Raw genomic sequence first — 25,230 nt, 5'->3', positions numbered from 1 at the left:
AGAGGAAAGACCTGGGGAATGGGAGGCCGCAGCGCAGCCTCCCAGAGTGCATCAGTCCTGGCGGCTGGTGACTTCCAGCAGGTGATAGCCGAACTGGGTTTTCACCGGGCCCTGGACGACGCCGACCGGCGCACTGAAGACCACGGTATCGAATTCCTTGACCATCTGGCCGGGGCCGAACGAGCCCAGGTCACCGCCGCTGCGGCCGGACGGGCAGCTGGAGTTGTCTTTCGCCAGCTGGGCGAAATCAGCCCCGCCTTCGATGGCGGCTTTCAGTTCGTTGCACTTGTCTTCGCTGGCAACCAGGATGTGGCGGGCAGTGGCGCGAGCCATGGGAGTACCTCCGTTGGAATGAGTCTCAGAGCGTAAAGCAATCGATGAGTCATGCAAATGCCGTGATTGTTGGCGGGATTGATTGCCGCCGTATTGCTGGCCTCGCTCGGCCCTAGACTCAGGGGACAAGTCTGCTCCGGCGTCGGTGTTCGAGCCGTCTGGCTCCGTCGACGCCGAGATCTTGCGGGGATCGGCATGGCAATGTTGCAGCGGCACAGATAATCAGGCGTAGGTACTTGCCGACGTCGCCAGGATGGTACGAGGCAAGCTCGACACGGCTGAATATCGGCAAACGCTTGCCGCCATGGGCCAATGGCTGCCGCCGCCAAGGCCTGAAAGCCGCGAGAAATGAGGGTGTAATACCTGGCCCACTTTCTGCTAAGTACTGAGAAACCCATTTCTCGGACAGCGTTCATGAGCAGCATCAACAGCAGCTCGGCGGCCATGCTCAGCTATTACAGCAACCTGCTGAGCAACAGTGCCTCCACCAACTCTTCCAGCAGTGCAACCACCGCTACGACCTCTGGCGCAGCGACCAGTACAGGTAGCCCGACTTCCCAGAGCAGCGATGACGCGCTCGAGAGTCTGCGTCGCTATGCGCAGGAGGTAGTCGCTCGCAACAAGGGTGGGCTGATGCGTGCGCTCAGTGGCACCAGTGCGCAGTCGACGACAAGCAGTCTGCTCAGTGCCAGCGGTCAGCAGAACAGTAGCAGTGCGGGTATCCAGTTGCCGGACGTGTCCAGCCTCGATCGTGACGAAGCGGCAAAGCTGCTCGTTCAGGTACAGAAGCTGGCGGACTCAGGGCTGAGCGACAGCATCGGTTTCAGCGGCAGCAATGGCGAACAGAAGACCGACTCGCTGAAGACCTACCAGCAGTGGCTACAGGCCAAGGGCGGTATCAGCGTCTACGCCTGAGGCGCAGCTTGCGGCGCCTCGTCCCAGGCGATCACCTGGTTGCGTCCCGCGCGTTTGGCCGCATAGGTGCGTCGATCCGCTGCCAGCAGCAGGTCGTCGAGTGTCTGGCCATCGCTACCGAGTTCGGCGATGCCTGCGCTCAGGGTCATTGGCAGTGTCGCATCGGCCAGCGGCATCGGGTTTTGCACCAGCCGCGCGCGCAGGTCCTCGGCGATATCCTGAGCCTGACGGGCATTGCTGCCTGGCAACAGCACGGCGAACTCCTCACCACCGAGGCGGCACAGCAGGTCGCTGACACGCAGGCGTTGCGACAGGCTCTCGGCGAAATGTTCCAGCGCCCGATCACCGACCTCATGGCCAAAGCGATCGTTGATCTGCTTGAAATGATCGATATCGAGAAACACCAGCGCCAGCGGCGTGCCGTTGCGTTGGGCATGAGCGCGCTCACGCTCGAAGACTTCCGCCAGTTTCATCCGGTTGGCCAGCCCGGTCAGCGTGTCGGTGGAGGCCAGTTCGGTCAGGCGCTTTTCATTGAGCAGGCGGCTGTATTCATAGATATGCGCGAACAGCATGATCAGCAGGCTGGCCAGGCCCAGATTGGTGACGATCTCGAGGTTTGGCAGCCAACCCTCCGACCAGAAGCGGCGGCTGAATACCCACAGGCCGATACCGACGAACAGTACCGAACTGATCATGCCCAGGCGCAGGCCAAGCAGCATGTAGCAGATGATCGGAATGGTCTGTACCCAGGCGAACACGGCAAAGGTGGTCTGCGCCTGCGACACGGCCAGGATCATGATGCTGAAGAACGGCACCAGGTAGACGGCGGTCAATAGCTGCAGATGGCGGGTATGGTCGATCAGCCTGAGCAGGTAGGCCGATACCCCGGCATAGCAAAGTTCCAGCAGCGCCAGTGGCCAGTTGTCGTGCAGCAGGTTGACGACCGAGAAGAACAGGCCGCCGACCAGCGTGACCCACAGCAGCGCCTTGAGTACCTGGCGGCGGTGTCGTTCGTTGGAGGCGAGCGGGCCGGTCATTGATTGTTCCATGTCAGCGGGAAGACGATAGCCGGTAGGGTGTTAGCCCTGCACGAAGCCTGCCGATGGCTTTTGCAACAGCGATCGCCGAGGCTCGGCAGAACCTGCACGTGCCAGCTATGCTGCGACGCCCGATATTGCGTCAGAATCACGACGTCCGTTGGAGAGATGGTATGACAGAAACGGTGAAGATGAGTACCCGGCGATACTGCCTGTGGCTGGCGTTGATGCTGCTGATTGCGCCCTGGGTGCAGGCCGCGCAGGAGCCGCAACTGGTCAATGCAATCAATGGCTATCGCGGCGAGGTGCAGCGCTGTGCCGGCAAGGCGTTTGAACCTCTGCCGCCGCTCGCGGCCGATGGGCGTCTGGAGCTGCCGGTAGCTGGCAAAGGTGATCTGCAGCAGGAGCTGACCCGCGCCGGTTACCCCATGGTCACGGTGCAGGCGATCACGCTATCCGGCCCGCGTGATGCGGCCTCGGCAATGCAGGCTTTGAGCGAGAGCTTCTGTCAGATTCTGCTCGATCCGCAGTTCGTCGATATCGGCATCAGCCGGGAGGATCGCGACTGGCGCATCGTCCTGGCGCGGCCGCTCCTGAGCGCCAAGCTGGGCGATGAGAAGGCGGAAGGGCAGAAGTTGCTCGAGCGCATCAACGCGGCCCGCACCCAACCCCGTCAATGTGGCGAGCGCTCCTTTGCTGCCACATCGGCCCTGGCCTGGAATGAAAGTCTGGCTACCGCGGCGCAGGGCCATAGCCGGGCCATGGCCAATGGCAACTTCTTCTCGCACCTCGATCGTGATGGCCGCACCCCCGGTGACCGGGCCGAGCTGGCCGGTTACGAAGGCGGTCGCGTTGGCGAGAACATCGCCGCCGCTCAGGATTCCTCGGAGCGCGTGGTGGAGGCTTGGCTGGCCAGCCCGGATCACTGCGCCAATCTGATGAACCCCCAGTTCAGTGAGCTGGGCGCGGCCTACGGCAGCGATCCGAAGAGCGATGCCGGAATCTACTGGACGGCGCTGTTCGGCGGGCGCTGAGCGACTCAGCGGGTGCCGAATACCTCGGCCAGGTGCTGCTCGTAGCGCGCCACGTCGCGCTCGATGTTTGGCACCTTCATCACGTCGTTGCAGATGAAGGTGGGCAGGGCGCTTATGCCGAGGAACTGGTTGGCCTTGTGGAAGGGGAAGTACACGGCATCAACGCCCTTGCCCTCGAAAAAGTCCGAGGGATCGTCGAAGGCCTGTACCGGTGCGTTCCAGGTCAGCGAGAGCATGTACTGCTTGCCCTGGATCAGCCCGCCGCTGCCGTATTTCTGCGAGGCATCAGAGCGGGTGCGGCCATCGTTGGCGTAGAGGCTGCCGTGGCCGGCGGTGAAGACCTCGTCGAGGTACTGCTTCACCGTCCACGGTGCGCCCATCCACCAGCCCGGCATCTGATAGATCACCACGTCGGCCCAGAGAAATTTCTGCACTTCTTCTTCCACGTCGTAGCCGTCGTCGATGAAGGTGGTCTTGATGTCGAAGCCGGCGCGGTCGAGGAAGGCCACGGCTGCCTCATGCAGGGTGGCGTTGTACTGGCCGTTGGAGTGGGCGAACGCTTTGCCGCCGTTGAGCAGGAGGATCTTTTTCATCGGGAGTCTCCAGAAAATGTGGCGGCAGGTTAGCCGGGCCTGCGCGTGTGAAATACCCCGTGACGCTCAAATGATTGTTGACTGAAAGTCATTAAATCCTGTGTTGATTCCGCGTTAAGGTGAGGTATTCCACCTTCTGCGGAGTCACCATGTACGCCTTTCTCGTCTACGCTCACGCCCGGCCCGAGCGGGCTGATTCTCGGCGCCATGGGCTACAGCCTGGAGCGTATCAAGGGGCAGCATCACCGCATGTTCTGCGACCCGCACGAGACCGCCTCGGCCGAATATGCCCGTTTCTGGGAGCGCCTCAATCGCGGCGAGTTCGTCGCCGGTCGTTTCTAGCGTCTGGATAGCCATGGCCGTGTGGTCTGGCTCGAGGCCACCTACAACCCGGTGCACGACACGCAGAACCGTCTGTACAAGGTGGTCAAGTTCGCCACCGTGATCACCGAGCAGGTCAATCGTGAGGATGAGGTCAACGACGCCGCTGATACCGCCTTCGGCATTTCCCAGCAGACCGATACCACCGCCCAGCGTGGTGCTCAGGTGGTCACGGAAACGGTGCAGACCATGCAGCGCATCGCTGCAGAAATGACCTCGGCCTCCGAAGGCATCGAAGCGCTGGGCAAGCAATCGATTCTGATCAGCACCATGGTGCAGACCATTGGCGGCATTGCGCAGCAGACCAACCTGCTGGCGCTCAACGCTGCAATCGAGGCGGCGCGCGCGGGCGATCAGGGGCGGGGTTTCGCGGTCGTCGCCGACGAGGTGCGGCAACTGGCCAGCCGAACCAGCAAGGCGACCGAGGAGATCGTCGAGGTCGTGCAGGATAACCAGAAGCTGGTCGACGCTGCCGTGAACAACATGGCCAGCAGCCGTGTTCAGGCCGAGGCTGGTCTGGATCTGGCCAGGCAGGCGGGCGACGTCATCGTCGAAATTCGCCAGGGTGCCAAGCAGGTGCTGGGCGCTGTGGAGCGCTTCTCCCGCCACCTGCAGTAGCCGGGCCAGCGACTGCCCGGCGCGTTGCGGCGCGTCGAGGGCGACAGCCGCCGCTTTCGATCAGTGGCTGTAGCCGGTTGGCCGGTTGCGAATGGTCTTGAGCAGATCATCCGGCGAGATGTGGCCGACCACCTGAGTGGCGGCGCTGCCCGGTTGCGGCAGATCGAGGATGTGCCCCTTCATTTTGCCCACTACGTGCATCTCGCACGGCTTGCAGTCGAACTTCAGGGTCAGCACTTCATCGCCGTGCACCAACTGCATCGGTGCGACCTTGGTCTTCACGCCGGTCACGCCCTTGGCCTGCTTCGGGCACAGGTTGAAGGAAAAACGCAGGCAGTGCTTGGTGATCATCACCGGCACTTCGCCTTCTTCTTCATGCGCCTCGTAGGCCGCGTCGATCAATTGCACGCCGTGACGGTGATAGAAGTCGCGGGCCTTCTGGTTGTAGACGTTGTAGAGGAACGACAGGTGCGCTTCCGGGTACACCGGCGCCGGATCGCTCTCGGCCTTGCGGCTACCGCGCGGGTGGGCGGCGACGCGCGCTTCGGTCAGCGCCTCGATGGCGTCGCGGCGCAGCGCCTTGAGCTGCGAGTTGGGCACGAAGAACGCCTGCGGCGCATCGAGGCTGACGCCCTGGGCGTGGTAGATGGTGGTACCTAGCTGGGTGAGCAGGTCACGCAGGCCGTCGAGCGCCTGTTCCGGCTTGTTGGCAATGCCGAACGGGCCGGGCAGGGCAACCTCGACGCTGATGCCTTCCTCACTGGTAGCGGTGAGCGTGAGGGCGTCTTCACGCAGCACGGCCTTCCAGCTCACGCCGATGCGGCGTTCGGCGCTGGTGCGTTGCAGGGCTTGCTGCCAGTTGTGGTCAAGGTTGCGCGACAGCGGGTGATTCGGGCGCAGACGGAACAGGCCTTCGGGCATCTCGTTGGGCTCGACGCGGTAGCGGTAGCGCTTCTCGCCGTCTTCCTCGAACTCAGCCTTGAGTTCGCAGATGTTGGCGCGAAAGCCCACCACTTCACGCTTGACCAGCACATTGAGGCCGTCGCCGTTGGACAGCGGCTCATGGGTGACGGCGATCAGGTCGCGCTTGTTCACCTTCTCCACGTTGCCGACCAGCAGGCCAGTGAAGGTGGGCGAGTCGAAGGCGCCGATGTCCACCTTGCGCTCGGTGACGAAATAGTCGGTGCTGCCACGGTGGAAGGTCTTGTCCGGATCGGGCACGAAGAAGTGCGCGGTGCGGCCGCTGGAAGCGCGGGCGAGATCCGGGCGATCTTCGAGGATGGCGTCGAGTTCGCGGCGGTAGTGGGCGGTGATGTTCTTCACGTAGGCCACATCCTTGTAGCGGCCCTCGATCTTGAACGAACGCACGCCGGCCTCGACCAGGGCACGCAGGTTGGCGCTCTGGTTGTTGTCCTTCATCGACAGCAGGTGTTTTTCGTAGGCGATCACGCCGCCTTTTTCATCCTTGAGGGTGTAGGGCAGGCGGCAGGCCTGCGAGCAGTCGCCACGGTTGGCGCTGCGCCCGGTCTGCGCATGGGAGATGTTGCACTGACCGGAGAAGGCCACGCACAGCGCGCCGTGGATGAAGAACTCGATGGCGGCATCGGTGGCATCGGCAATCTGGCGGATTTCCTGCAGGTTCAGCTCTCGCGCCAGTACCAGTTGGGAGAAACCGGCCTGGTCGAGAAACTGGGCGCGTGCCAGGGTGCGAATATCGGTTTGGGTACTGGCATGCAGCTCGATCGGCGGAATGTCCAGCTCCATCACCCCCATGTCCTGCACGATCAGTGCATCCACACCCGCATCGTAGAGCTGGTGGATCAGCGTACGAACCTGCTCCAGTTCATCATCGTGGAAGATGGTGTTGAGCGTGGTGAATACCCGCGCATGGTAGCGCCGGGCGAACTCCACCAGCTTGGCGATCTCGCTCACCTCGTTGCAGGCGTTGTGCCGTGCGCCGAAGCTCGGGCCGCCGATGTAGATGGCGTCGGCGCCGTGGAGGATGGCCTCGCGAGCGATCTCGACATCACGCGCAGGGCTGAGCAGTTCCAGGTGGTGTTTGGGCAGGGACATGGTTTTTTCTTTATCAGGCGGCACGGGCAAGGCGCGCATTGTAGCGGGCAGAGGCGGCGAGGGCACTCGCCAGATGCCGGACGGCGCTGGCAACTCGGCCCGATGGCTGTACAGTAGCGGCCTTTTTCATGGGGACGTTTGCGATGGATAACCGAGGACTGGAGAAGCTCGATCAGTGGCTGCTCAAATACGGCAACGACGACTCGATCCTGTCGGCCAGCGAGCTGGACGGCTTCTTTGCTGCCATCGTCTCGGCGCCACGCCAGGTAGCGCCGGCTGTGTGGTATTCGGCGATCTGGGCCAACCAGCCGCCGCAATGGCCGAGCGACAAGGATGGCGAGCGCTTCATGAAGCTGGCCGTCGAGCTGATGAGCGAGGCGGCCTACATGCTCGCCGAGGAGCCGGATGACTACGAGGCGATCTTCCTGGCCGATGCTAACGGCAAGGGCGAGAAACTGATCGTTTCGCAATGGTGCGCGGGTTACCTGCGCGGTGCGGAAGTGGCCGGCTGGATCGACGCCGAGCTGCCGGAGGCAGTGGCGGCGGCTTTGCAGAGCATCGTCCTGCACGGCAGCGAAGAGGGCCAGGAGACGCTCAATGCCATGTCGGATGCCGAGTACGACGCCAGCGTAGCCTTGGTCGAGCCCGCTGCGGTCGAGCTGTATGCCTACTGGCAGGAGCACCTCGATCCGTTGGTGCCGGTGCGTCGTGAGGAAGCCAAGGTGGGGCGTAACGATCCTTGCCCCTGTGGTAGCGGCAAGAAGCACAAGCAGTGTTGCATGCGCTGATGTAACCAGCGTGAGTAGCGCGCCCGCCTTGACGGGCGCCTGGGGGCGCGTTGCTTAGCCCAGCAGTTCGGCGAAGGCCTTGTCCGCTTCCAGCACGGCGGGCAGGGCGGCGAACAGCGCGGGCAGGTCGATTTCCTCGAACAGCGGGCTGTCCAGGCTTTGCTGCGCCTGCTCGCTGACGCCGTCGAGCTCCACGGTCTCGCCAACCAGAATGGACTGCGCGACCAGACGGGCATAGCGACCGTCGTCCGGCGCTGCATTCGGGCGCGCCTGGAAGGCGATGGCGTTCTGGATCAGCACCGGCAACTGCCAGCGCCGTGCCAGCTCGGCGCCGACCTCGGGGTAGCCGAAGCCCAGTTGCAGGGTTTCCTCGGCGGCATGGGCAGCGGCTTCGCGTTGCGGCTGACGGTTGAGCTTGCGAGCAAAATCCGGCGCGCCGGCCTGAATCAGCAACTCGCCGATGTTGTGCATCATGCCGCAGGTGAAGGCCGCGTCGGCATCCAGCTTGAGCTGCTTGGCCAGGGTGCGGGCGATGCTGGCCACGCGGAAGCTATGGATCCAGAAGCTCTTGAGATCGAAGCCGGTGTCCACCTTGAAGGCGCCCGTCACGGCCGAGGCCATCACCAGCGTGCGCAGGGTGTTGAAGCCCAGGCGCATGGCGGCGTCCTCGACGCTGGTGGCCTCGCGCGCCCCGCGAAAGCGTGCCGAGTTGGCCAGGCGCAGAACCTTGGCAGCGATTACCGGGTCGCGCTCGATATTGCGTGCCACGCTTTCCAGGCTGGAAGTGGGGTTGTCGAATTGCTGGATCAGTTCCTGCGCTACCTTGGGGATGCTGGGCAGGCTGTGCAGTTCGGCAAACAGGCTTTCGATATCCATGGCTGACTCCGTTAGAGGCGCTCGGTGAGCGAATGGCTTGAGCATAGCCAGACCATACACGCGCGTCAGCGTCGAAAGGTGTCTAGGGCGGGATTTTTTGCCGATTGGAACGAGGGTGCAGCGTTGTGAATCTGACGCTGGATTATTGCCGCTCCTGAAATCGACGCCGCGGCAATGGCCTCAGCGTCTGCTCTGGAATCAGGCGAAAACGAAGTACTTGCGCACCGTCTCCACGACTTCCCAGGTGCCTTTCATGCCGGGCTCGACCACGAAGATGTCGCCGGCCTTGAGGTGGATAGGCTCCATGCCGTCCGGGGTGATGATGCAGTAGCCTTCCTGAAAGTGGCAGTACTCCCACTTCACGTATTCGACGCGCCACTTGCCGGGCGTGCAGATCCAGGTGCCCATGATCTTGCTGCCGTCATCGGAGGTGTAGGCGTTGAGGTTGACGGTGTGCGGGTCACCTTCGATGCGTTCCCATTTGCAGGCATCGACGACGGGCATCGGCTGGGTGTCGCGCAGAACGGTGATCGGTTTGTTGGCCATGTCTGGCTCCCGGTGCGAATAAAAAAGGGCCTTCACCATAGGCCGCGTGCGCGTGGCGAGTTTGTCTGGTGTCGACATCGGGCTAGTCGTTTGCGCTGTTGCCTGCGACATCTTTACGCCCAAAGGACGAGAGAAGCGCAGCGCTTTTGCATCTACTCTTCAAATAGAGAACCGTTCGGGTAGAGAGGCGCTTATGGGGTTTTTTCGTCGTGAACGCTTCACCCAGTCGCTGCAGGGGGCAACCGCGCAGATCAGTTGCCGTGGTAGCGAGCTGGCCAGCCAGTTGGCGGCGGTGCGTATGCGCCCCAGCTTCATTACCGGCTACGTTTCACCGCACCTGGATATCGAACGCATCGCCCGGCAAATTCAGGAGCGCTTTCCTGGTGTCACGCTGAGCCTGAGCAGCAGCGCCGGCGAGCTGTGCGGCAGCGAAGGGCAACTCTACTGCGACGCCAGCGGGCAGTGGGATCGGCTGGTGCTGGCGCTGTTCGATAGCCGGGTACTGCTCAGCGCAGAGCTGGTCAGCGTGCCGCTGGAGAGCCAGGACATTCGCGCCGGTGGCACGCGCATGTCGTTGCGTGAGCGCATCGCCAAGCTGACTCGATCACTGCAGGCGTTGCAGGTGAAGACGCCCATCGATGCCCGCGACACCCTCGCGTATGTGCTGTTCGACGGTTTGTCGGCATCCGAATCGTTCTTCATGGAGGCGCTGTACGAGTCCGGGCGTTTTCCCTGCCTGTTCGTCGGTGGTTCGGCTGGTGGCAAGGGCGACTTCCGCCAGACCTTCCTGCATGACGGCCAGCGCCGTTACGAGAACCATGCCCTGGTGGTCTTTCTCAAGAGCGCGCCCGGTGTCCGCTTCGGCGTGTTCAAGAGCCAGAACTTCGAGCCGACTTCGATCAGCCTCAGCGTGCTCACCGCTTCGCTCGAGGAGCGCAGCATCCGTCAGGTGATCGACGCGCGCGGCAACATCCTCAGCATGGTCGCGGCTTTGTGCGCCGAGTTGCAGTGCTCGCCGCAGCAGTTGGAAAGCAAGCTGGCCAATTATTCCTTCGCCATTCGCGTCGGCAGCGAGCTGTTCGTGCGCTCCATCGCCCGCATCGACCTGCAGCAGGAAATCGTCCACCTGTTCTGTGACGTGGCGCCAGGCGAGGAATTGGTGCTGGTCAGGCGCACGCCATTGGTCGAGGGCACGCGGCGTGATTTCGAGCGTTTCTTGCAGGGCAAGGGCGGCACGCCACTGCTCGGCCTGCTCAACGACTGCATCCTGCGCCGGCTGAACAACGCGGCGGAACTGGGGAAGATGGGCTCGGTGTTTGGCCGGGTGCCGGTCATCGGTTTCTCTACCTTCGGCGAGATTCTCGGCCTGAACCTCAATCAGACGCTGACGGCGATCTTCTTCTTCCAGGTGCCGCCGGGCACTGCATTCAGTGACGATTACATCGACCGCTTCCCCATTCACTACGGTGAATTCAAGGCGTTCTTCCTGCGTCGGCAAATCAAGAAGCTGGCCGGGCTCAGCCAGGTGGTGGTGAGCCAGATCGACGCCTTCAAGCGCCATGACTATGGCAGTTGCGTCGACAGTGCCGGGCTCGACGAGCACATCCGCCCGGTGTTCGAGGGGCTGGCCGATCTTGGTCAGGTGTTGCAGGCGGCCGAGGCACGGCAACGTGAGATTGGCGAACAGTTGCACCTGCATGCCCATGAGTTGCACCAGAGCATGGATGCCCTGACCGACAACATCGCCCGTCAGGGTGAGGTGACCGAGCAGGCCGAGGGTGTGGTGCGCAGCCTGAGCGAGCAGGGTGCTTCCGTGGTGCGCAGTGCCGACGAGCTGGCGCGCTCCAGCTTGCGTATCCAGTCCATCGTGCAGGTCATCCAGCAGATCGCCGGGCAGACCAATCTGCTGGCGCTCAATGCCGCCATCGAGGCGGCGCGGGCCGGGGAGATGGGGCGGGGCTTCGCCGTGGTGGCCGACGAGGTACGCAACCTGGCGCAGATCACCCACAAGAATGCGGCCGAGATCGGTACCGACGTCGATCAGCTGTCCCAGGCCATCAGCGCCGTCTCCGGGCATATCCAGCAGCAGGTCAGCGAGGTTTCGGCGCTGGGCGGGATGATCGATTCGCTGCGTGATTCGGCCGAACTGACCGAGGAGACCTCGCAGCGCACCCGTGAACTGGCCGATACCCTGACGGGGTTGACCGGGAATGTCGGTTGAACCACCCCGTTGTGCGGCCTGCACCGCCCATCGGCGGTGCAGGCTTAGGCTCAACGGACGAACGTGGCGCCGCGGGTGTTCACGTAAAGCGAATAGATCGAGTGGCTGCTGGCCATGAACAGGCGGTTGCCCTGAGCGCCGCCGAAGCAAAGGTTGGCGCAGCGCTCGGGTAGGTAGATGTGGCCGATAGCCTTGCCTTGCGTGTTGAACACACGTACGCCGTCCAACTCTGCGGGTTTGCCTTGTGGCGAGCCGTTGCTGCCCCAACCGCACCAGAGGTTGCCAGACTCGTCGCACTTGATGCCATCCAGTGCCCCGGTGGCGCCGCCGTCGATATGTTTGCGTCGCTCGCCCAGTGAGCCGTCGGCGTTCACCGCATAGGCCCAGACCAGGCGGTTGGGTTTGGCGCGGCCCTCGACCACGTAAAGGGTCTTTTCGTCCGGTGAGAAGCACAGGCCGTTAGGCCCGGCCAGATCGTCGATCACTCGGGTGACCTTCAGCGTCTGCCCATCGATGCGGTACACGCCGTGCGGCAGCTCGATCTGCACCTTGTGCCCTTCATACTCGTTGCCGGCCTGGAAAGGTGGATCGCTGAACCACACCGAGCCATCACGCTTGACCACGATGTCGTTCGGCGAGTTGAAACGCTTGCCTTCATAGTTGTCGGCTAGCACGGTGATGCGGCCATCGGGCTCGGTACGGGTGATACGGCGGCCCAGCTCCTGTGTGGTCGAACCTTCACAGGCAATCAGACGGCCTTGGTTGTCGCGGGTCAGACCGTTGGAGTAGTTCGATGCCTCACGATAGACGCCGAGCGACTGGCTGATCTCGTCCCAGCGCATGATGCGATTGTTGGGGATGTCGCTGATCAGCAGGTAACGACCGTCGCCTACCCATACAGGCCCCTCAGCCCAGCGCAGGCCAGTTGCGACTTTCTCGACGCTGGCGTTGAACAGACGCAGTTCCAGGAAGCTGTCGTCGAGGATTTCCACCGACGGATCGGGGTAGCGCAGGTTCAGCGGTTCACCGGCCTGGGCCAGGTGTGGCAGAAGCGAGCCCGCGCTGGCAGCGGCGACCGAGTAAGTGAGGGTTTGCTTGAGAAATTGGCGACGCGAGCCGCTTGGTTGGTGCTCTTCGTTCATCGTGGGAGTTCCTTGTTGTTCTTGTCAGTCGCGAAGGCGACCATCGAAACTTATACGATGTATGATGACTTTGGAATGCTGGCATCCAACCGTCGACTCAAGACGCCTTATGTATAGCCGTTAAGGGTTCAAGAATAAGGTTGTGGGAAGTTGGGTGTGTTCTGATGTTGTATGATAAATACCCGCGAAGTCAGACGATATCCGTCTCAGACCGTGGTGACGAAACTCTCCGCCGCCGAGATCACGCGGCGCGCACCATCCTGGAAGTCCTCGACCACCTGACAACTCCAGATCCAGCTCGACCTGGCTCTTGCCACGGCTCAGATTGCCAGCGCGCGCCCTTTATGGCGGTGTTAAGTGGCAGCAGACTGCCTGGTCGGCGATGCTGGTCTGGCTTCAAACAGCTGTTGCATACGTGGGGGCCTCGTCTGGCGAGAGGCACCGCTAGCGCCGATGCACGGCGCATACAGCGTGGCGCAGGCTTGGGATATGATGCGCGCCCCCTATTCACCGCTTCGCTTCGCGCAGGTCAGCATGTCCGGCAACGCCCTCTACACCGACCTGTCCGGTTATTACGACCTGATGTGCGCGGATATCGACTATCAGGCGCAGAGCCGCTGCGTGCAGCGCCTGCAGCAACTATTCGGCAATGGCGGCCGGCGCCACCTCGATCTGGCCTGCGGCACTGGTCCGCATGTGCGCCATTTCCTCGATGCCGGCTACACCAGCGGTGGCCTGGACATCAACCAGCCGATGCTCGACCGCGCCGCTTTGCGTTGCCCGGATGCGCTGTTCGCTTGCCAGGACATGTGTGCGTTTGAGGTCGATCAGCCGCTGGATCTGATCACCTGCTTTCTCTACTCCATTCACTACAGCGCCAGCACCGAACGGCTCAAAGCCTGTATTGCCAGCGTGCACAGCGCTCTGGCTGAGGGTGGCGTGTTCTGCTTCAACGCCGTGGACAAGCAGCGCATCGATAACGCCTCGTTCGTATCCCATAGCGTGCTGAATGCCGAAGGGCAGTTCCGCTTCAGTTCCGGCTGGCACTACAGCGGTGAAGGCCAGCAGCAGGCGCTGCGCTTGCGTATCGAGCGCAGCCAGGCCGGCCAGGCCGAAGTCTGGAACGACGAGCACCCGATGGTGGCGGTGAGCTTCAGTGAACTTCAGGAACTGCTGTCGCCGTACTTCGAGGTGCAGGTGCTGGAGCACGATTACCAGAGGTTGCTGCCCTGGGATGGCCAATCGGGCAATGCGCTGTTCGCCTGCACCAAGCGCTGAGCCTTACTGAGGCCCGTTCAGGCCGGCACGGCTGGGCGCAGACGCAAGGTCAGACCAGCGTGCGCCACCAGCGTGGCGATGACCAGCGCGCCGCCGTAGAGCGCTGCGTGGGTCGGCGTTTCTTCCAGGAAGTACCAGACCCATAAGGTGCCCAGCACGCTTTCCAGCAAGTAGAACAGTGCAACCTCGGCAGACGGCAGGTAGCGGGTGGCGTTGTTGATCAGCAGCGTGGCCAGGGGCATCTGGATCAGACCCATGAGCGCCAGCACCCAATAGCTCGAGCTTCCGAGCCCGAAGGGTTGCGCGTTGGGCCAGGCGATCAGCGCTGCCATCAGGCCGCCGAGGGCGATCAGGGGCATGCGCTGCAGATCCGGGTGGCGGCGAAGGAGCGTGAGGTTGGCGCCCACTGCCGCCGACGACAGCAGGGCATAGCCATTGCCGGTCAGATCGCTTGCCGAGAATGCGCCAGCGAATACCACCATGATCCCCAATGCCGCTACGCCAATTGCCAGCCAGGTGTGCAGGGCGACGTGCTCACCGAGGAAGAAGCGGGTGAACAGGGCGGCGAACAGCGGTGCCGTACAGAGGATGATCACCACGTTGGCGACCTGGGTGTGGATGATCGCCAGAACGAAGAAGATCGAGATCAGGGCCAGCAACAGGGCAGAGCTGGCGCTCAGCAAGGGATGTGCACGAACGCTGGCGCGGCTTTTCGCCGATAGCGAGAACACGCCCAGCGCCAGGAACATCAGCAGGCCACGCCAGAACACGATGCTCCAGCCGTCGGTCTGCGCCAGCCTGACCAGCAGGCCGTCGAAGCTGAGTACCAGAATGCCGCTCGTGACGAGCAACAGGCCGCGTGCTGAATCTTTCATCCGTGTGTCCTCGGCGTGCCGTTGACGGCTTGTTGTCCTTGGCTGGATGCGCACTCGCAGACGTACGCATTCAGGTGTTGCACCGATGATGGCGCCGGACGTCCGCCCGAACCTGCCCAGAAGCGTCCCGGGGGCTACGGTTAACGACCTTGGCGGCCGTGATCGATGACGGGCGCTCGGCGCAAAAAAGGCGGAACCGCTTTCACAAGACACTTATTCTCATTTGCTAATGCGCGTGCCTTGCTTATCATGCCGTCATGTTTGCCTGGGGGAGGCTGGGGTGTGGATGCGCAGTCATGGGCTGTCGAGCCGCTGACGCAGGTGGCGGCCGCTGTGGTCAGGCAGTTGCATGGGCTACTGGATCTCAACGGCCGCATCGGCCTGTTGTTCCTCGCGCTCTCCTACAGCGTGGCCTACCTGCTTTATCGCCGGCGCCGCGTACAGGCGGGCGTCGCCTCGTTCTGGCAGTTCATCGGCGGTCGCCAGGTGTGGCTGCATCCGTCGGCTCTGCTCGATTACCGCTATTTCATCCTGCGGGCCGCGTTGCGTGTGTTATTGATCGTGCCAGTCATCGGCCTGGTCGATCCATACGTGCTGCGCTCGGCCGATTACGTCGCCTTCTTCAGCCAGCTCTGGGGCGAGCGGCCTCGTCTGGGGGAAAACCTCGGGCTCAGCCTGCTGTACGGCTTGGGTGTGTTCCTGATCAACGACTTCGCCAGTTACTGGACGCACCGTGCCTTTCATAGCCGCTGGTTGTGGGAGTTTCACAAGGTGCACCATGTCGCGCCGGTGCTGGTGCCATTCACCGCCAGCCGTGTGCATTTCGTGGAGAAGATCGCCGACAGCCTGCTGACCCTGATATTGCTCGGCGTTTATTCCGGCCTGTTCTGGTACCTGTGCGGCGGGGAGGTCAGCCGTTACACCCTGTTTGGCGTCACCTATCTGGTCTTCATCTTTAACTGCCTGGCAGCCAACTTGCGCCACACCCATATCTGGCTGTCGTTCGGGCCGCTGCTGGAGCATGTGATCAACAGCCCGGCGCAGCACCAGATCCATCACAGCGACGCCCCGCATCACTTCCACCGCAACTTCGGCACCAACCTGTCGCTCTGGGACTGGATGTTCGGCACGCTCTACACCACCACCCATACCCCTGAACAGCTGAGCTTCGGCACGGCCGAGCGCGATGCGCATCGCTACCTGAGCCTGTACAGCCTGATCCTGCTGCCCTTCGTCGACACGGCGCGCAAAGCGCTGCCGCTACTCAATCGACGTGCGCCGAGACGTGAGGTCTAGTTGGGGGGCGGTACGCGTCACTCTGACAGTGGGGCGCCGCAGTGCAGGCAGTTTGGTGTTGCCGGTTCCTGCCAGTCGCCGCATACCGGATCGCTCCGATAGTGTGGTAACTCGCCACAGGCGGGGCAGGCGTAGCCCGCGATCAGACGATGCTTGCGCTGCAGGTTGAGCAGTACGCCCACGATCATCACGGCCAGGGCGATCAACCATTCACTGCCCAGCCCGAAGATCGCCAGCAGAAACAATGCAATCACCAGCCAGGTCAGTACGGATTCGAGGAAGTGAACCTGCATGCGCTGGTGGTCGTAGTCATGTGGGGTCATGGCCCGGCATCCTTGTTGTTATGCCTGAATCCTGCCCCGGTCGCCGCGCGCAGGCAACCCGATATGTCGCTGTTCGAGGTGGCGTGGGAGGGGCTTTAGCCGCGACAGATCGATGGGCGTGTTCTCAACCTCCGTGCTGCTGTGATCGGCCTTGATCCGCGAGACTCGCGCAGTTGGCTCAGTGCAGCGCACGCGACGGCAGACGCTCGTCCACAAGCTGTTTAGCGTCGATGGCCAGCGCGTCGAGATGAGCATCGCGCTGCTTTTCCGCCTGTTGCATGGCGCGCTGGCCGTGTTGCTTGAGCAGGTAGGCATGAATCTGCCGGACTTCCGTGGAGGCAAATACTGGCTTCAGGTCGGTGATTGCCACCATGCCGTTGGAGCGATAGTCGCGACTGCTCATCAGCACCTGTGAACCTTGTGCGGCCATTACCTGCAAGCCCAGGGTCTCGAACAGCGGCACCTTGCTTGCCACGCAGGCCAGTTCCAGGTGTGGGCGGTGCATCAGCACGCGTTGTAGCAGCGCCCGGCCGATGCCCTTGCCGCGATATTCGGCCTGCACCGCCAGGTAGGGCAGGGTACAGGCGGCGGTGTCGTCCGGGCTTGGCAGGTAGAGGGCAAAGCCCAACACCCGCGCCGGGTCTTCATCATCCAGCGCCAGCAGCAACTGCACGGGGCCTTCGGCCTCGTCGTTCATGGCCTGCAGGTACAGATGCACCTCGTAGCCGATCACGTACTGATACAGCGGATACAGCGGGTTGCTCGGCAGCAGCGGCATCGAGCTGATATCACCGAAGTTATCCACCACCATCTGCAGCACCTGATTTGTCAGGGACTCGGGCGGTGGGCTGCTGAGGTGGGAGAGGGTGAACATGGGCAGATGGGCTCCGCTGAGCTGGTGCGTGAGCGCGGTATTGTAAGTCGAAGAGGGAGCTTCTCGATTACGCAGGATGGGCTATCGAGCGTTTTCGCGCTTCTGCCCCCCAATAATCCGCTGATGCTCCGGTATCCGTATGGAGCCCGCGCTGGCGCGTCGGGCTCCACATGATTACTCGGTCAGATAACGGGCCGTTACCTGATCGATGAAGCCCTCCTTGCGCATCTGATCCAGCGTGCTTTGCAGCTTCTGCACGACCTCATCCGGTGTTTCCCTGTTCAACGCCAGATAGAGCTGGGTACTGCTGATGGAAAAGGCGAGTTCCAGTTTGCCGATGCCGGCCTTTCTGGCCTCGTAGTCGCCCGCCGGATTGGTGGTAGCCCAGAGGTCGAATTCACCCGCCTGAAGCTTGGCGGGGGCGTTGCTCAGAACGTTCTTCACGGTGAAGTTCTGCTTCTCCAGATACTGGCTGACGCTGGTGCCTGCGACTGAACCAATGCTGTACTGACGGGCATCGTCGAGGTTGTTCAGCGTGATCGGGTTGCCCGGTATCTTCAACAGCACCAACTGAATCTCGCTCAATGGCCCAACCCACTTGAAGCGCGACTCGCGTTCGGGGTTACGGCTGAGCGAATACACGGCAAAGTCGGGTTGCTGTTCGGCCATTTCCTGCAAGCGGCTCCATGGGAACCGCAGCGTCATCTGATAGGGAATGCCGGCACGCTTGAACAGCTCGACCACCACCTCCTTATCGATGCCCTCGATACCGTCTTCCCGCTCGAAATTCTTGCCGCTGACCGACATGCTGAAGGGCGGATAATTCTGGGTCAGGATCTGAATGACATCTTCCGCCTGAGCGTTGGCAGCGAACACCGGCAGCAGCGAGAACATGATTCGGCAGACTGTCTTGTGAAGCATGGGCAACTCCTTGTGACCTTTATTTTTCGTGACGCGAACATTCGGTTCGCCTTACCTGTGAGATCGACGCCGCCCGAATGGCTTCCCCCGGCGTATCTCACCTACAGCGCCCCGATGTTGGTGACGGCATGAGCGTCGCGAGCCCAGCCTTCACCCGGTTTCCGCTCTGCTCGGGGCGGGGCATTCTCCAGCAAACGCGGCGGGGTTGCAGTAGTGGGATGGATAGCATGTGGCCTGCATCAAACCTTCCGGCCTGTTGGCGTCGCCGCAAGGCCGAGCAGTGAGCAAACCATGCCGCGTCGGCAGGCGAACCTGTTGCCTGCCGACGCTGATCACCTCGGGTAACATGCCCCTCTATCGAACTTAGACCCAGAATGGCGTTATGGCATCGTCGAAACGAAAATACTCAGGCATCGAGCGCGAACTTATCCGCGCCCTGACCCATGCCTGCGAAACAGCCAAAGCTGAAATCGTCGGGTTCCAGTGGCTGACCCATGAGGTGGACTACCAGCAGTTCCCGCAGAGCCTTGTGGTGACCTGGATGTTCGACAGCGAAGCGCACAAGGCGCAGGCACTCGCCAGCACGGACGAGGCGAGGATGCGCGAGCTGACCCAGGCCGCCTTCGAAGAGGTGGGCATCAGCGTTGCCGATATCGCGGCCCATGTCGTGTTCTCGGTCGAACAGCCAGCGAGGGGCAAACGTGGCCAAGGACATTGAGAATCCCTGCGTCTCGCTGTGCCAGCTCAACGGCGAGCTGTGCGTCAGTTGCGGGCGCACCCGCGAGGAAATCCGCAAATGGCGCGGTATGAAGCGCCCCGAGAAGATGGCCACCGTGCAGAAGGCGGCAGCGCGGGTTAAGGCGATTGCTAAGAAGAAAGGCAAGGGTTAATGGCTAGGTTCTGTACGAAAAGTGCCTGCACTCGGTGATGCTTCGTTAAAAACAGGTTCGGAATGCTCATTTACAGCTCGTAAACTCCGCTTCCTCACCTGTTTTTGCCTCGCCTGACCTTCGCTCGACGACTTTTCGTACAGAGCCTAGCCTCGTAGGCTGGATGACGCTCTTTGCATCCACCCTTGCGGCGGTTGTCCGGGCTACTCGCTTGTCGTAAAGGCGAAATCAGTGGTCTTGGGCAACGAGGATAATAAATCTGCCCACTTTTCGCATGGGGGGTGAGAAATTAGTAACCTGATGCCGAGCTTTTCAACGGGGTTGAGTGTTTTTAGATTTCAGTATTAGTCGTTTTTATTTTTGAGTGAATTATGATTAATCAACTGCAGCAAAAATATCAGCTTTCGATGTTGGCGTTACTCGGTGCAGTTGCTGTGTTGGGTGTTTCGCCCTTTGTGGTTATCCGCTATCAGGAAGGTAACTTCATTGCAATGCTCGTTGATGCGCTGCTGATTGTTGGGCTCATATGTATTGTTGCTTGCGCGTACTATTTCAAGAAAATTCGAACTGTTAGTGCAATAGCTGCCGTATTTATTAACGCTGGCGCAGTGATCGTTGCTATTAATAATGGGGTGGATGGTGTTTTGTGGGTTTACCCCGTATGCGCCAGTACGTTTATTCTCGTAAGGCCTGTTGAAGCCCTGTTTATAAATGCAGTCGCCGGTGCAGTGGTGGTGGCGTTGGCAGATGTATTTAATATTGTCTCGCTGAATTCTTTTATTATCACAAGCATTATGTTGTCAATGAGTGCCTACGTGTATGCTCGTCATAGTTTGAAGCAGTTTGATTTGCTGGAAACCCTGAATACTATTGATCCTTTGACGGGTGCCTTTAATCGACGGTCGTTGCGCTCAGGTATGGCGGCGGCATTATCCAGTGCGGAACGTAATGGCACTCAGCAGTTATTGGCTATTGTGGATATCGATCACTTTAAGGTGGTGAATGATAATTATGGTCATGCTGTTGGTGATCAAGTCTTGAGGGATTTTTCCGCCATTACTATGGCCAATATCCGCAAATATGATCAATTTTACCGGTTCGGCGGGGAGGAGTTTGTCCTGCTCATTCCTGAGGTCAGCCTTCAGCAGCAACAGGCCTGTATCAACAACCTTAGAGAGGCCATCAAAAACAACCTGAAAACGCCCGATGGTAAGGAAGTAACGGTGTCATTTGGCGTGGCGCCTTGGCTGCCGGGAATGACTGCTGATATCTGGCTGAAGCGTGCGGATGAAGCGCTTTATTCAGCCAAGGCGCGTGGACGTGACTGCGCGGTGTTCAGTGACGATTCTGCTGCAATCGGTTAACGCGGTTTTGGTTGTCAGGTGATTGATTGAGGTGGATGGCGCTCTTTTCATCCACCGTAACGACGATTGTTCAAGCGACTTGCTGCTGTTCAGTCTCGCTCAACCTCCAGCAGAAAACTCTCCAGAATCTTGCGGCTTTGCGCCAGCTCGGCCGCTTTCTGATCGGCAATGCGGATCTGCGCGTGCAACACCTCACGCAGCTCGTCGCATGGCTCGAAGGCAAGGCCTTCGCCTCTCACGCAGGGCAAGAACTTAGCGATGGTCGCCAGGGTCATGCCGGCTGCGCCCAGCAACCGGATGCGCTCGACCGTGCGCAATTCCTCCGGGGCGTAATCGCGGTAGCCACCGTCCGTACGCTTGGGCTTCAGCAGACCTTCTGCTTCGTAGTAGCGGAGCATTCTCACACTCACGCCAGAACGCCGGGATAGCTCACCTATTTTCATGGTTTCCTTCGTCTTGACTCTGACAGTTCTGTCAGGGTCGATGATAGGTGCTCGATCAATCGAGCACCATCAGGAGCTGTTCTCATGGCGATTCCCCCGACCCTCTATCCGTCCTACATCGATGGCCAACCCGTCGGCGCTTCAGCGCTGAACCCGCTGGCTTTCGCCGGGTTTGCCCACTTCACCGCGATGCAGGTGAGAGGCTCCAGAATCAAGGCGTTGGATCTTCATCTGCAGCGACTGCGCAATGCCTCGCTGGAACTCTTCAAGCGTGCGCCAGATGATGCGCTGCTGCGCTCGTACATTCGCACCGCAACCGAGGAGGGCGCGAGCGACCAGTCACTGACCGTCACCGTCTTTTCACCTCACGGCGAGTTCACGGCCGCCAGCATGGAGGTCGAGCCCGCCGTATTCGTCCGCACAGCACCACCGTCCGATGGGCCGCAAGGGCCGCTGCGTTTGAGCCTTATCGAGCACGAGAGACCGCTGGCGGCAATCAAGCATGTCGGTGAAATCGGCAAGACCTATTACCTGCACCAGGCCATACGCGAGGGCTTCGATGATGCGGCCTTCGTCAATCGGTGTGGGCACCTGAGCGAGGCCACGATTTGGAACCTGGTCTTCTGGGATGGTGAGACGGTGATCTGGCCGGAGGCCGACATGCTCAAGGGCACCATGATGGGCGCGGTGCAGCGCCAACTGACCCGCCTTGGCGTGCCGCAGCGCTATGAAGCCATCACGCTCGAACGCGTGAAAGAACTGTCCGGCGCCGCCGTGATGAATTCATGGACACCGGGGATTCCGGTCACCGCCATGGCCTCTCATGCGCTCGATGAGGCAACGCCATTCATCGAACTGCTGCACGAGGCCTACAAGGCGGAGCCGGCCGACTTGCCCTGAGCGTGGTGGGCGGGATGACAGAGGGTGCCCATCCGCCCCATCGCGCCCACGCTCAGCGCGGGCACGATCCACTCACTGCGCCGGCACTGCCAGCCACTGGGCGAGGGTCTTCTGATAGGAGCCGGTGGCTTTGCTCAAATGCAGCCACTGATCGACATAGCTCTTCCAGACCATATCCCCGCGCGGCAGCAGGTAGGCCTTCTCGCCATATTGCATGTAGTTCGTCGGGTTGACCGCGCACAGGCCGGGCATGCGCTTCTGCTGATACAGGGCCTCGGACGAGTCGGTGATCATCACGTCGGCCTTCTTGTCCAGCAGTTGCTGGAAGATGGTCTTGTTGTCGTGGAAGGCCAATTGCGCGCGTGGCAGGAATGCCCGTGCAAAGGCCTCGTTGGTGCCGCCCGCCGGCTCGATCAGACGCACCGAAGGCTGGTTGATCTGCTCGATGGTTTGATAGCGCGAGACGTCCTCACAGCGCACCAGCGGGATCTTGCCGTCGACATCCAGCGTGCTGCTGTAAAAGGCCTTCTTCTGGCGCTCCAGCGTCACCGAGATACCGCCCATGGCGATGTCGCATTTATCGGCAACTACATCCGGCAGCAGGGTTTTCCAGGTGGTCGGCACCCACTGCACCTTCACCCCGAGGCTTTGTGCGAGGGAGCGTGCCATCTCGATATCGATGCCTTCGTGCTCGCCGTCTTCGCGCAGGAACGTATAAGGCTTGTAATCGCCAGTGGTACACACCGCCAGCTCCCCTTTTTCCAGCACCCTGTCCAGATGTGAAGGCTGTTCCTGAGCCAGGGCGAAACTCGACAGCCCGATCATCAGGGCGGCTATGGCGCTGTGGGCAAGATTGTTCATGGTGGGTCGATGCTCTTGTTTTGAAAGGTGAGGCGAAGGGTGGCGGTTGTAATGGTGGAGTGCAACAGGGGGATTGGATTAGCGAGGCGCGTGGGTGGATGACGCTCTTTTTTGTGACCTGCGTTCGGGACATGCCTGCTGCAAGTGCAACACACTCTGGCCTAGGATCAGCAACGGAACGCAGCAGCCGCCACAGGATCGTGCAACGGAGTCAGGATGAGTGTTCCCACATTCAAATCTTCTATTCGGCTCTATGGCCTGTTCAGGACTGGCTCAGGTGAACAGACCGGCCAGATTGCGTGTGTACACAGCCTCAAGGGCTGTGATGCCGTTTGGGCTTTCGTTTCGCGTCTGGATGCCGAAATCGTTATCCGCTCTTGTGGCATAGAGGGTTATCAGGCTCGCCTGCTATCCGAATGTTTCGATCCCAATGCCTATCTTCGTGATCATCAGGGCTGGTTGAACCTGCACATTTGCTGTGGGTTCGCGGCGCATAGCCGGCGTCTGCTAGAGGCGGAACAGCGCTTGATTCCCATGGGCTGGTTAGCTCAGGCGCATATCGGTGAATGGACTTCAGCACACTATCTGGCTTGGGGGCAGCAACTGCCTCAGCAACTGCAGGTCTGTTACGACCGAGTAGGGCTACGCAATTACAACGCCTTGCTCAATGAATGGGACGATGTCAGTGCTGCTGAGATGCGTTGGCATACAGATGAAGCCCTGCAGGCCATGCCGCTACCTCTTTCCTCCCAGCAAACACCTTCTCAGTTCGCGTTGTTCGATGCAGTCGAGTGTCGTTGGTGTTTTGCCAACTCGAACATGGATGTGCACGAGCCGCACGCCAGGATACAACCTCAAGGAGCATTGTCATGAGTGGAAAACCCGCCGCCCGAGTGAGCGACCCGACAGCCTGCCCATTGCCAGGGCATGGCACCAATCCAATTGTCAGCGGCTCGCCAGATGTGATTTTCGACGGCCTGAGCGCTGCCCGGCAAACCGATAGCACGGCCTGTGGTAGTGCGTTGGCCGGCAATGTCGTTTCGAGCGTACTGATCAACGGCTTGCCGGCTACCACCATTGGAACCTTAGGAAGTCATGGGAACGTGGTGGTCAGTGGCTCTGGTACCGTCATCATCGGCAATAGCGGGGGAGGGGCGTTATTTACCCCTATCGTCCCGGTTTCGTTTGGCTTCGATGAACAATTCACTTTGCTCGATATGGAAGGCGAACCCGTGGCTGATTTTGCCTACAAGATAACTACCTCGTCAGGGAAGGTTTTCAGAGGTGTGACGAACGAAGCAGGGAAAACCCAGCGTATATCAACTTCGGTTATTGAAGAGCTGCACCTTGAACCGGACGATTTCGCTTGACGCTAATTCTTTGAATGGATGCTGAAAAATGACAGTGCTTTCTAATAATCGAACAAGCTCAAACGACCAGCAGGGTAGTAGCCATCAAGTTACTGTTGCCACCAAGTATTCGAGGCGGCCTGATGACAGTGGTTGGTTAAGGATACGCCTTGAACCAAGTGGTGATGATGCGTACCTCTGTGAATATACAAAAGTTACTTTGCTTAGAGAGAAGTCCGGCCGCACCTACTTTAGGGTGGCTGATGGTAATAGCGCACATGTAGGAAAAGAGGCCAGTATGGCCACACAAAATGCGAACAAATACCTGCTGGACGATGCGCCTAAAGGGCCGGCTACCGTGAAGGTAAAGTACAGCGGTAGTCCGGTGCTTGTTCGCTCTGAAGTCAGGGGGGATGAAAATAAGCAGCAGTGGGCAATTGCAAGTTTTGATGGAAAAACTGCCAGGGTGACGCTAAACAGTGTCTGGGGGTATCAATACACACCGATCCCGCCGGGGACTCATAGAATCATGGCACCTGATCAGTCTCATGCCAATATCCCTACAAGCGGTTACAAAGCCGCTCATCCTGGGAGAATTCGATGCAATGATGTCTGGTTCCCAATAGAGGTAGAGGGTACGACTGGGAATAGCAGTCGATATATACACATTGGTCATTTGTCAGAGGGTTGCGTAACGTTTTACGAGCTTCTCAAGTGGAATGATATTTATGACTACCTGATTGATAGGCGTATGAAAGAGGGGAAGGGGAAATACATCGGAACACTGGTTGTGGAGAAGTGAATGAATCGATTGATTTTTGTACTTTTGTTCGCAGTGTTATCTGCGTTGGCCGGTTGTGCGAAATCGGAGTTGCGCTGCGGAGATTTTCTTGCCCAGCTTAGCGATAAACCGGATTCCGTCGAATTCCTGGGGTGTGCTCAAGACGTCGATGCGCAGGGAAAGCCTTTTGTCGCTCGCTACCGTGTAACAGGCTTGGATGCTCCTGAGGCCGAACGATATATGAGCCATGACTTCGGTCTGCCAACGCTTCAATTCATTTGTTGTGGCTGGGATTCAACGCCTTATTTTTATCGCGATAAAGCGACAGGGCTGGGTTACATGCTAGGCATGGGGTCTGAGGAAACGCCCATAAATAAACGTGACGCTTGGCCAGAGATAAAATATTTCTACATCAATGTTTCTCTGGCGACTGAAGATCCATGATCGCTTCGTGAGTGAGTTGTTAAATCGAGTGGATGGAAATTTTTCAGCCACCGCAGGTGGGGGACGGTTTACTG

General features: G+C 60.3%; 29 protein-coding genes and 1 pseudogene. 17 read left to right on the top strand and 13 right to left on the bottom strand.

All coding sequences use genetic code 11. From position 1 onward, the window contains the following. Window positions 1-51 precede the first annotated feature (51 nt). Window positions 52-333, bottom strand: a complete 282-nt coding sequence (locus VC352_RS17580) for a peptidylprolyl isomerase (protein ID WP_003462270.1) — start codon at window positions 331-333, stop codon at window positions 52-54. 414 nt (window positions 334-747) lie between these two features. On the opposite strand from VC352_RS17580, the gene VC352_RS17575 reads away from it, so the two are divergent. Further along, window positions 748-1,248: a hypothetical protein gene (locus VC352_RS17575; protein WP_322980812.1), complete on the top strand. Its 501-nt coding sequence runs from the start codon at window positions 748-750 to the stop codon at window positions 1,246-1,248. On the opposite strand, the gene VC352_RS17570 is transcribed toward VC352_RS17575, so the two are convergent. After that, window positions 1,239-2,285: a GGDEF domain-containing protein gene (locus VC352_RS17570; RefSeq protein ID WP_322980811.1), complete on the bottom strand. Its 1,047-nt coding sequence runs from the start codon at window positions 2,283-2,285 to the stop codon at window positions 1,239-1,241. The genes VC352_RS17575 and VC352_RS17570 overlap by 10 nt on opposite strands. 227 nt (window positions 2,286-2,512) lie before the next feature. Between VC352_RS17570 and VC352_RS17565 the strand changes: the two genes are divergently transcribed. Next, window positions 2,513-3,319, top strand: coding sequence for a CAP domain-containing protein (locus VC352_RS17565; protein ID WP_322980845.1), 807 nt, complete (start codon window positions 2,513-2,515; stop codon window positions 3,317-3,319). A 5-nt stretch (window positions 3,320-3,324) separates the two neighbouring features. Here the strand turns inward: VC352_RS17565 and VC352_RS17560 are convergent, their stop codons facing one another. Further along, a complete protein-coding gene (locus VC352_RS17560; protein ID WP_322980810.1) occupies window positions 3,325-3,912 on the bottom strand; it encodes an NAD(P)H-dependent oxidoreductase in 588 nt (195 codons plus the stop codon). Between the two features lie 207 nt (window positions 3,913-4,119). On the opposite strand from VC352_RS17560, the gene VC352_RS25520 reads away from it, so the two are divergent. Continuing rightward, a complete protein-coding gene (locus VC352_RS25520) occupies window positions 4,120-4,254 on the top strand; it encodes a hypothetical protein (protein ID WP_416340200.1) in 135 nt (44 codons plus the stop codon). 21 nt (window positions 4,255-4,275) lie between these two features. Further along, window positions 4,276-4,911: a methyl-accepting chemotaxis protein gene (locus VC352_RS17555; RefSeq protein ID WP_416340199.1), complete on the top strand. Its 636-nt coding sequence runs from the start codon at window positions 4,276-4,278 to the stop codon at window positions 4,909-4,911. Window positions 4,912-4,971: 60 nt separating this feature from the next. Here VC352_RS17555 and VC352_RS17550 read toward each other — a convergent pair whose 3' ends face one another. Further along, on the bottom strand, window positions 4,972-6,984 hold the full coding sequence (locus VC352_RS17550; protein ID WP_322980809.1) for a U32 family peptidase: 2,013 nt from the start codon (window positions 6,982-6,984) through the stop codon (window positions 4,972-4,974). A 128-nt stretch (window positions 6,985-7,112) separates the two neighbouring features. Between VC352_RS17550 and VC352_RS17545 the strand changes: the two genes are divergently transcribed. Beyond that, window positions 7,113-7,772: a YecA family protein gene (locus VC352_RS17545; RefSeq protein WP_416340198.1), complete on the top strand. Its 660-nt coding sequence runs from the start codon at window positions 7,113-7,115 to the stop codon at window positions 7,770-7,772. A 54-nt stretch (window positions 7,773-7,826) separates the two neighbouring features. Here the strand turns inward: VC352_RS17545 and VC352_RS17540 are convergent, their stop codons facing one another. Together VC352_RS17540 and VC352_RS17535 are read right to left on the bottom strand one after the other, a co-directional pair. Next, window positions 7,827-8,648 carry an HDOD domain-containing protein gene (locus VC352_RS17540; RefSeq protein ID WP_322980807.1) on the bottom strand — a complete coding sequence of 274 codons (822 nt, stop codon included), beginning with the start codon at window positions 8,646-8,648 and terminating at the stop codon, window positions 7,827-7,829. Window positions 8,649-8,846: 198 nt separating this feature from the next. Beyond that, window positions 8,847-9,194 carry a cupin domain-containing protein gene (locus VC352_RS17535; protein WP_013716543.1) on the bottom strand — a complete coding sequence of 116 codons (348 nt, stop codon included), beginning with the start codon at window positions 9,192-9,194 and terminating at the stop codon, window positions 8,847-8,849. 193 nt (window positions 9,195-9,387) lie between these two features. On the opposite strand from VC352_RS17535, the pseudogene VC352_RS25515 reads away from it, so the two are divergent. Next, window positions 9,388-10,542, top strand: a pseudogene (locus VC352_RS25515) (FIST signal transduction protein); the annotation flags it as partial. A 372-nt stretch (window positions 10,543-10,914) separates the two neighbouring features. After that, window positions 10,915-11,415 carry a methyl-accepting chemotaxis protein gene (locus tag VC352_RS25510; RefSeq protein ID WP_416340204.1) on the top strand — a complete coding sequence of 167 codons (501 nt, stop codon included), beginning with the start codon at window positions 10,915-10,917 and terminating at the stop codon, window positions 11,413-11,415. Between the two features lie 50 nt (window positions 11,416-11,465). Here VC352_RS25510 and VC352_RS17525 read toward each other — a convergent pair whose 3' ends face one another. Then, window positions 11,466-12,557, bottom strand: coding sequence for an SMP-30/gluconolactonase/LRE family protein (locus tag VC352_RS17525; protein WP_322980806.1), 1,092 nt, complete (start codon window positions 12,555-12,557; stop codon window positions 11,466-11,468). Between the two features lie 534 nt (window positions 12,558-13,091). On the opposite strand from VC352_RS17525, the gene VC352_RS17520 reads away from it, so the two are divergent. Next, on the top strand, window positions 13,092-13,835 hold the full coding sequence (locus VC352_RS17520) for a class I SAM-dependent methyltransferase (RefSeq protein WP_322980843.1): 744 nt from the start codon (window positions 13,092-13,094) through the stop codon (window positions 13,833-13,835). A 17-nt stretch (window positions 13,836-13,852) separates the two neighbouring features. On the opposite strand, the gene VC352_RS17515 is transcribed toward VC352_RS17520, so the two are convergent. Continuing rightward, window positions 13,853-14,710 carry a DMT family transporter gene (locus VC352_RS17515; protein WP_322980805.1) on the bottom strand — a complete coding sequence of 286 codons (858 nt, stop codon included), beginning with the start codon at window positions 14,708-14,710 and terminating at the stop codon, window positions 13,853-13,855. A gap of 282 nt (window positions 14,711-14,992) precedes the next feature. Between VC352_RS17515 and VC352_RS17510 the strand changes: the two genes are divergently transcribed. After that, entirely contained in the window at window positions 14,993-16,006 is a 1,014-nt protein-coding gene (locus tag VC352_RS17510) for a sterol desaturase family protein (RefSeq protein WP_322980804.1), read from the top strand. A gap of 17 nt (window positions 16,007-16,023) precedes the next feature. Here the strand turns inward: VC352_RS17510 and VC352_RS17505 are convergent, their stop codons facing one another. The 3 genes from VC352_RS17505 to VC352_RS17495 form a co-directional block, all read right to left on the bottom strand. Then, the gene (locus VC352_RS17505) at window positions 16,024-16,329 is read right to left on the bottom strand and encodes a hypothetical protein (protein WP_322980803.1); all 306 of its coding nucleotides are present in this window, start codon (window positions 16,327-16,329) and stop codon (window positions 16,024-16,026) included. Between the two features lie 178 nt (window positions 16,330-16,507). After that, window positions 16,508-17,203, bottom strand: coding sequence for a GNAT family N-acetyltransferase (locus tag VC352_RS17500; RefSeq protein WP_322980802.1), 696 nt, complete (start codon window positions 17,201-17,203; stop codon window positions 16,508-16,510). Window positions 17,204-17,377: 174 nt separating this feature from the next. Next, window positions 17,378-18,124, bottom strand: a complete 747-nt coding sequence (locus tag VC352_RS17495; RefSeq protein WP_322980801.1) for an ABC transporter substrate-binding protein — start codon at window positions 18,122-18,124, stop codon at window positions 17,378-17,380. Window positions 18,125-18,506: 382 nt separating this feature from the next. Here VC352_RS17495 and VC352_RS17490 point away from each other — a divergent pair, with 382 nt between their 5' ends. The 3 genes from VC352_RS17490 to VC352_RS17480 all read left to right on the top strand — a co-directional run bounded on the left by VC352_RS17490 (window position 18,507) and on the right by VC352_RS17480 (window position 20,378). Next, on the top strand, window positions 18,507-18,842 hold the full coding sequence (locus VC352_RS17490) for a hypothetical protein (protein ID WP_322980800.1): 336 nt from the start codon (window positions 18,507-18,509) through the stop codon (window positions 18,840-18,842). Continuing rightward, window positions 18,826-19,014: a DUF1289 domain-containing protein gene (locus tag VC352_RS17485; protein WP_322980799.1), complete on the top strand. Its 189-nt coding sequence runs from the start codon at window positions 18,826-18,828 to the stop codon at window positions 19,012-19,014. Before VC352_RS17490 ends, VC352_RS17485 begins: the two co-directional genes overlap by 17 nt. A 371-nt stretch (window positions 19,015-19,385) precedes the next feature. Beyond that, window positions 19,386-20,378 (top strand): GGDEF domain-containing protein, encoded by a 993-nt coding sequence (locus VC352_RS17480; RefSeq protein ID WP_322980798.1) that lies wholly within the window; start codon window positions 19,386-19,388, stop codon window positions 20,376-20,378. A gap of 89 nt (window positions 20,379-20,467) precedes the next feature. Here VC352_RS17480 and VC352_RS17475 read toward each other — a convergent pair whose 3' ends face one another. Beyond that, on the bottom strand, window positions 20,468-20,821 hold the full coding sequence (locus tag VC352_RS17475) for a MerR family transcriptional regulator (RefSeq protein WP_322980797.1): 354 nt from the start codon (window positions 20,819-20,821) through the stop codon (window positions 20,468-20,470). 84 nt (window positions 20,822-20,905) lie between these two features. On the opposite strand from VC352_RS17475, the gene VC352_RS17470 reads away from it, so the two are divergent. Beyond that, window positions 20,906-21,721, top strand: a complete 816-nt coding sequence (locus VC352_RS17470) for an aminotransferase class IV family protein (RefSeq protein ID WP_322980796.1) — start codon at window positions 20,906-20,908, stop codon at window positions 21,719-21,721. 72 nt (window positions 21,722-21,793) lie between these two features. Here the strand turns inward: VC352_RS17470 and VC352_RS17465 are convergent, their stop codons facing one another. Then, window positions 21,794-22,582, bottom strand: a complete 789-nt coding sequence (locus VC352_RS17465; RefSeq protein WP_322980795.1) for a transporter substrate-binding domain-containing protein — start codon at window positions 22,580-22,582, stop codon at window positions 21,794-21,796. 216 nt (window positions 22,583-22,798) lie between these two features. On the opposite strand from VC352_RS17465, the gene VC352_RS17460 reads away from it, so the two are divergent. From VC352_RS17460 to VC352_RS17445, 4 genes are read left to right on the top strand one after another with little or no spacing between them, the layout of a single operon-like run. After that, window positions 22,799-23,455 (top strand): hypothetical protein, encoded by a 657-nt coding sequence (locus VC352_RS17460; RefSeq protein WP_322980794.1) that lies wholly within the window; start codon window positions 22,799-22,801, stop codon window positions 23,453-23,455. Next, entirely contained in the window at window positions 23,452-23,952 is a 501-nt protein-coding gene (locus VC352_RS17455; protein ID WP_322980793.1) for a PAAR domain-containing protein, read from the top strand. Before VC352_RS17460 ends, VC352_RS17455 begins: the two co-directional genes overlap by 4 nt. Before the next feature lie 28 nt (window positions 23,953-23,980). After that, a complete protein-coding gene (locus tag VC352_RS17450) occupies window positions 23,981-24,733 on the top strand; it encodes a hypothetical protein (RefSeq protein WP_322980792.1) in 753 nt (250 codons plus the stop codon). Beyond that, the gene (locus VC352_RS17445) at window positions 24,734-25,156 is read left to right on the top strand and encodes a DUF4952 domain-containing protein (protein ID WP_322980791.1); all 423 of its coding nucleotides are present in this window, start codon (window positions 24,734-24,736) and stop codon (window positions 25,154-25,156) included. It begins immediately after the preceding gene. Window positions 25,157-25,230: the final 74 nt, after the last annotated feature.

This window comes from Pseudomonas sp. C11 (assembly GCF_034683865.1).
Taxonomy (GTDB): Bacteria; Pseudomonadota; Gammaproteobacteria; order Pseudomonadales; family Pseudomonadaceae; genus Aquipseudomonas.
This window is presented reverse-complemented; position numbering and strand designations above follow the sequence as displayed.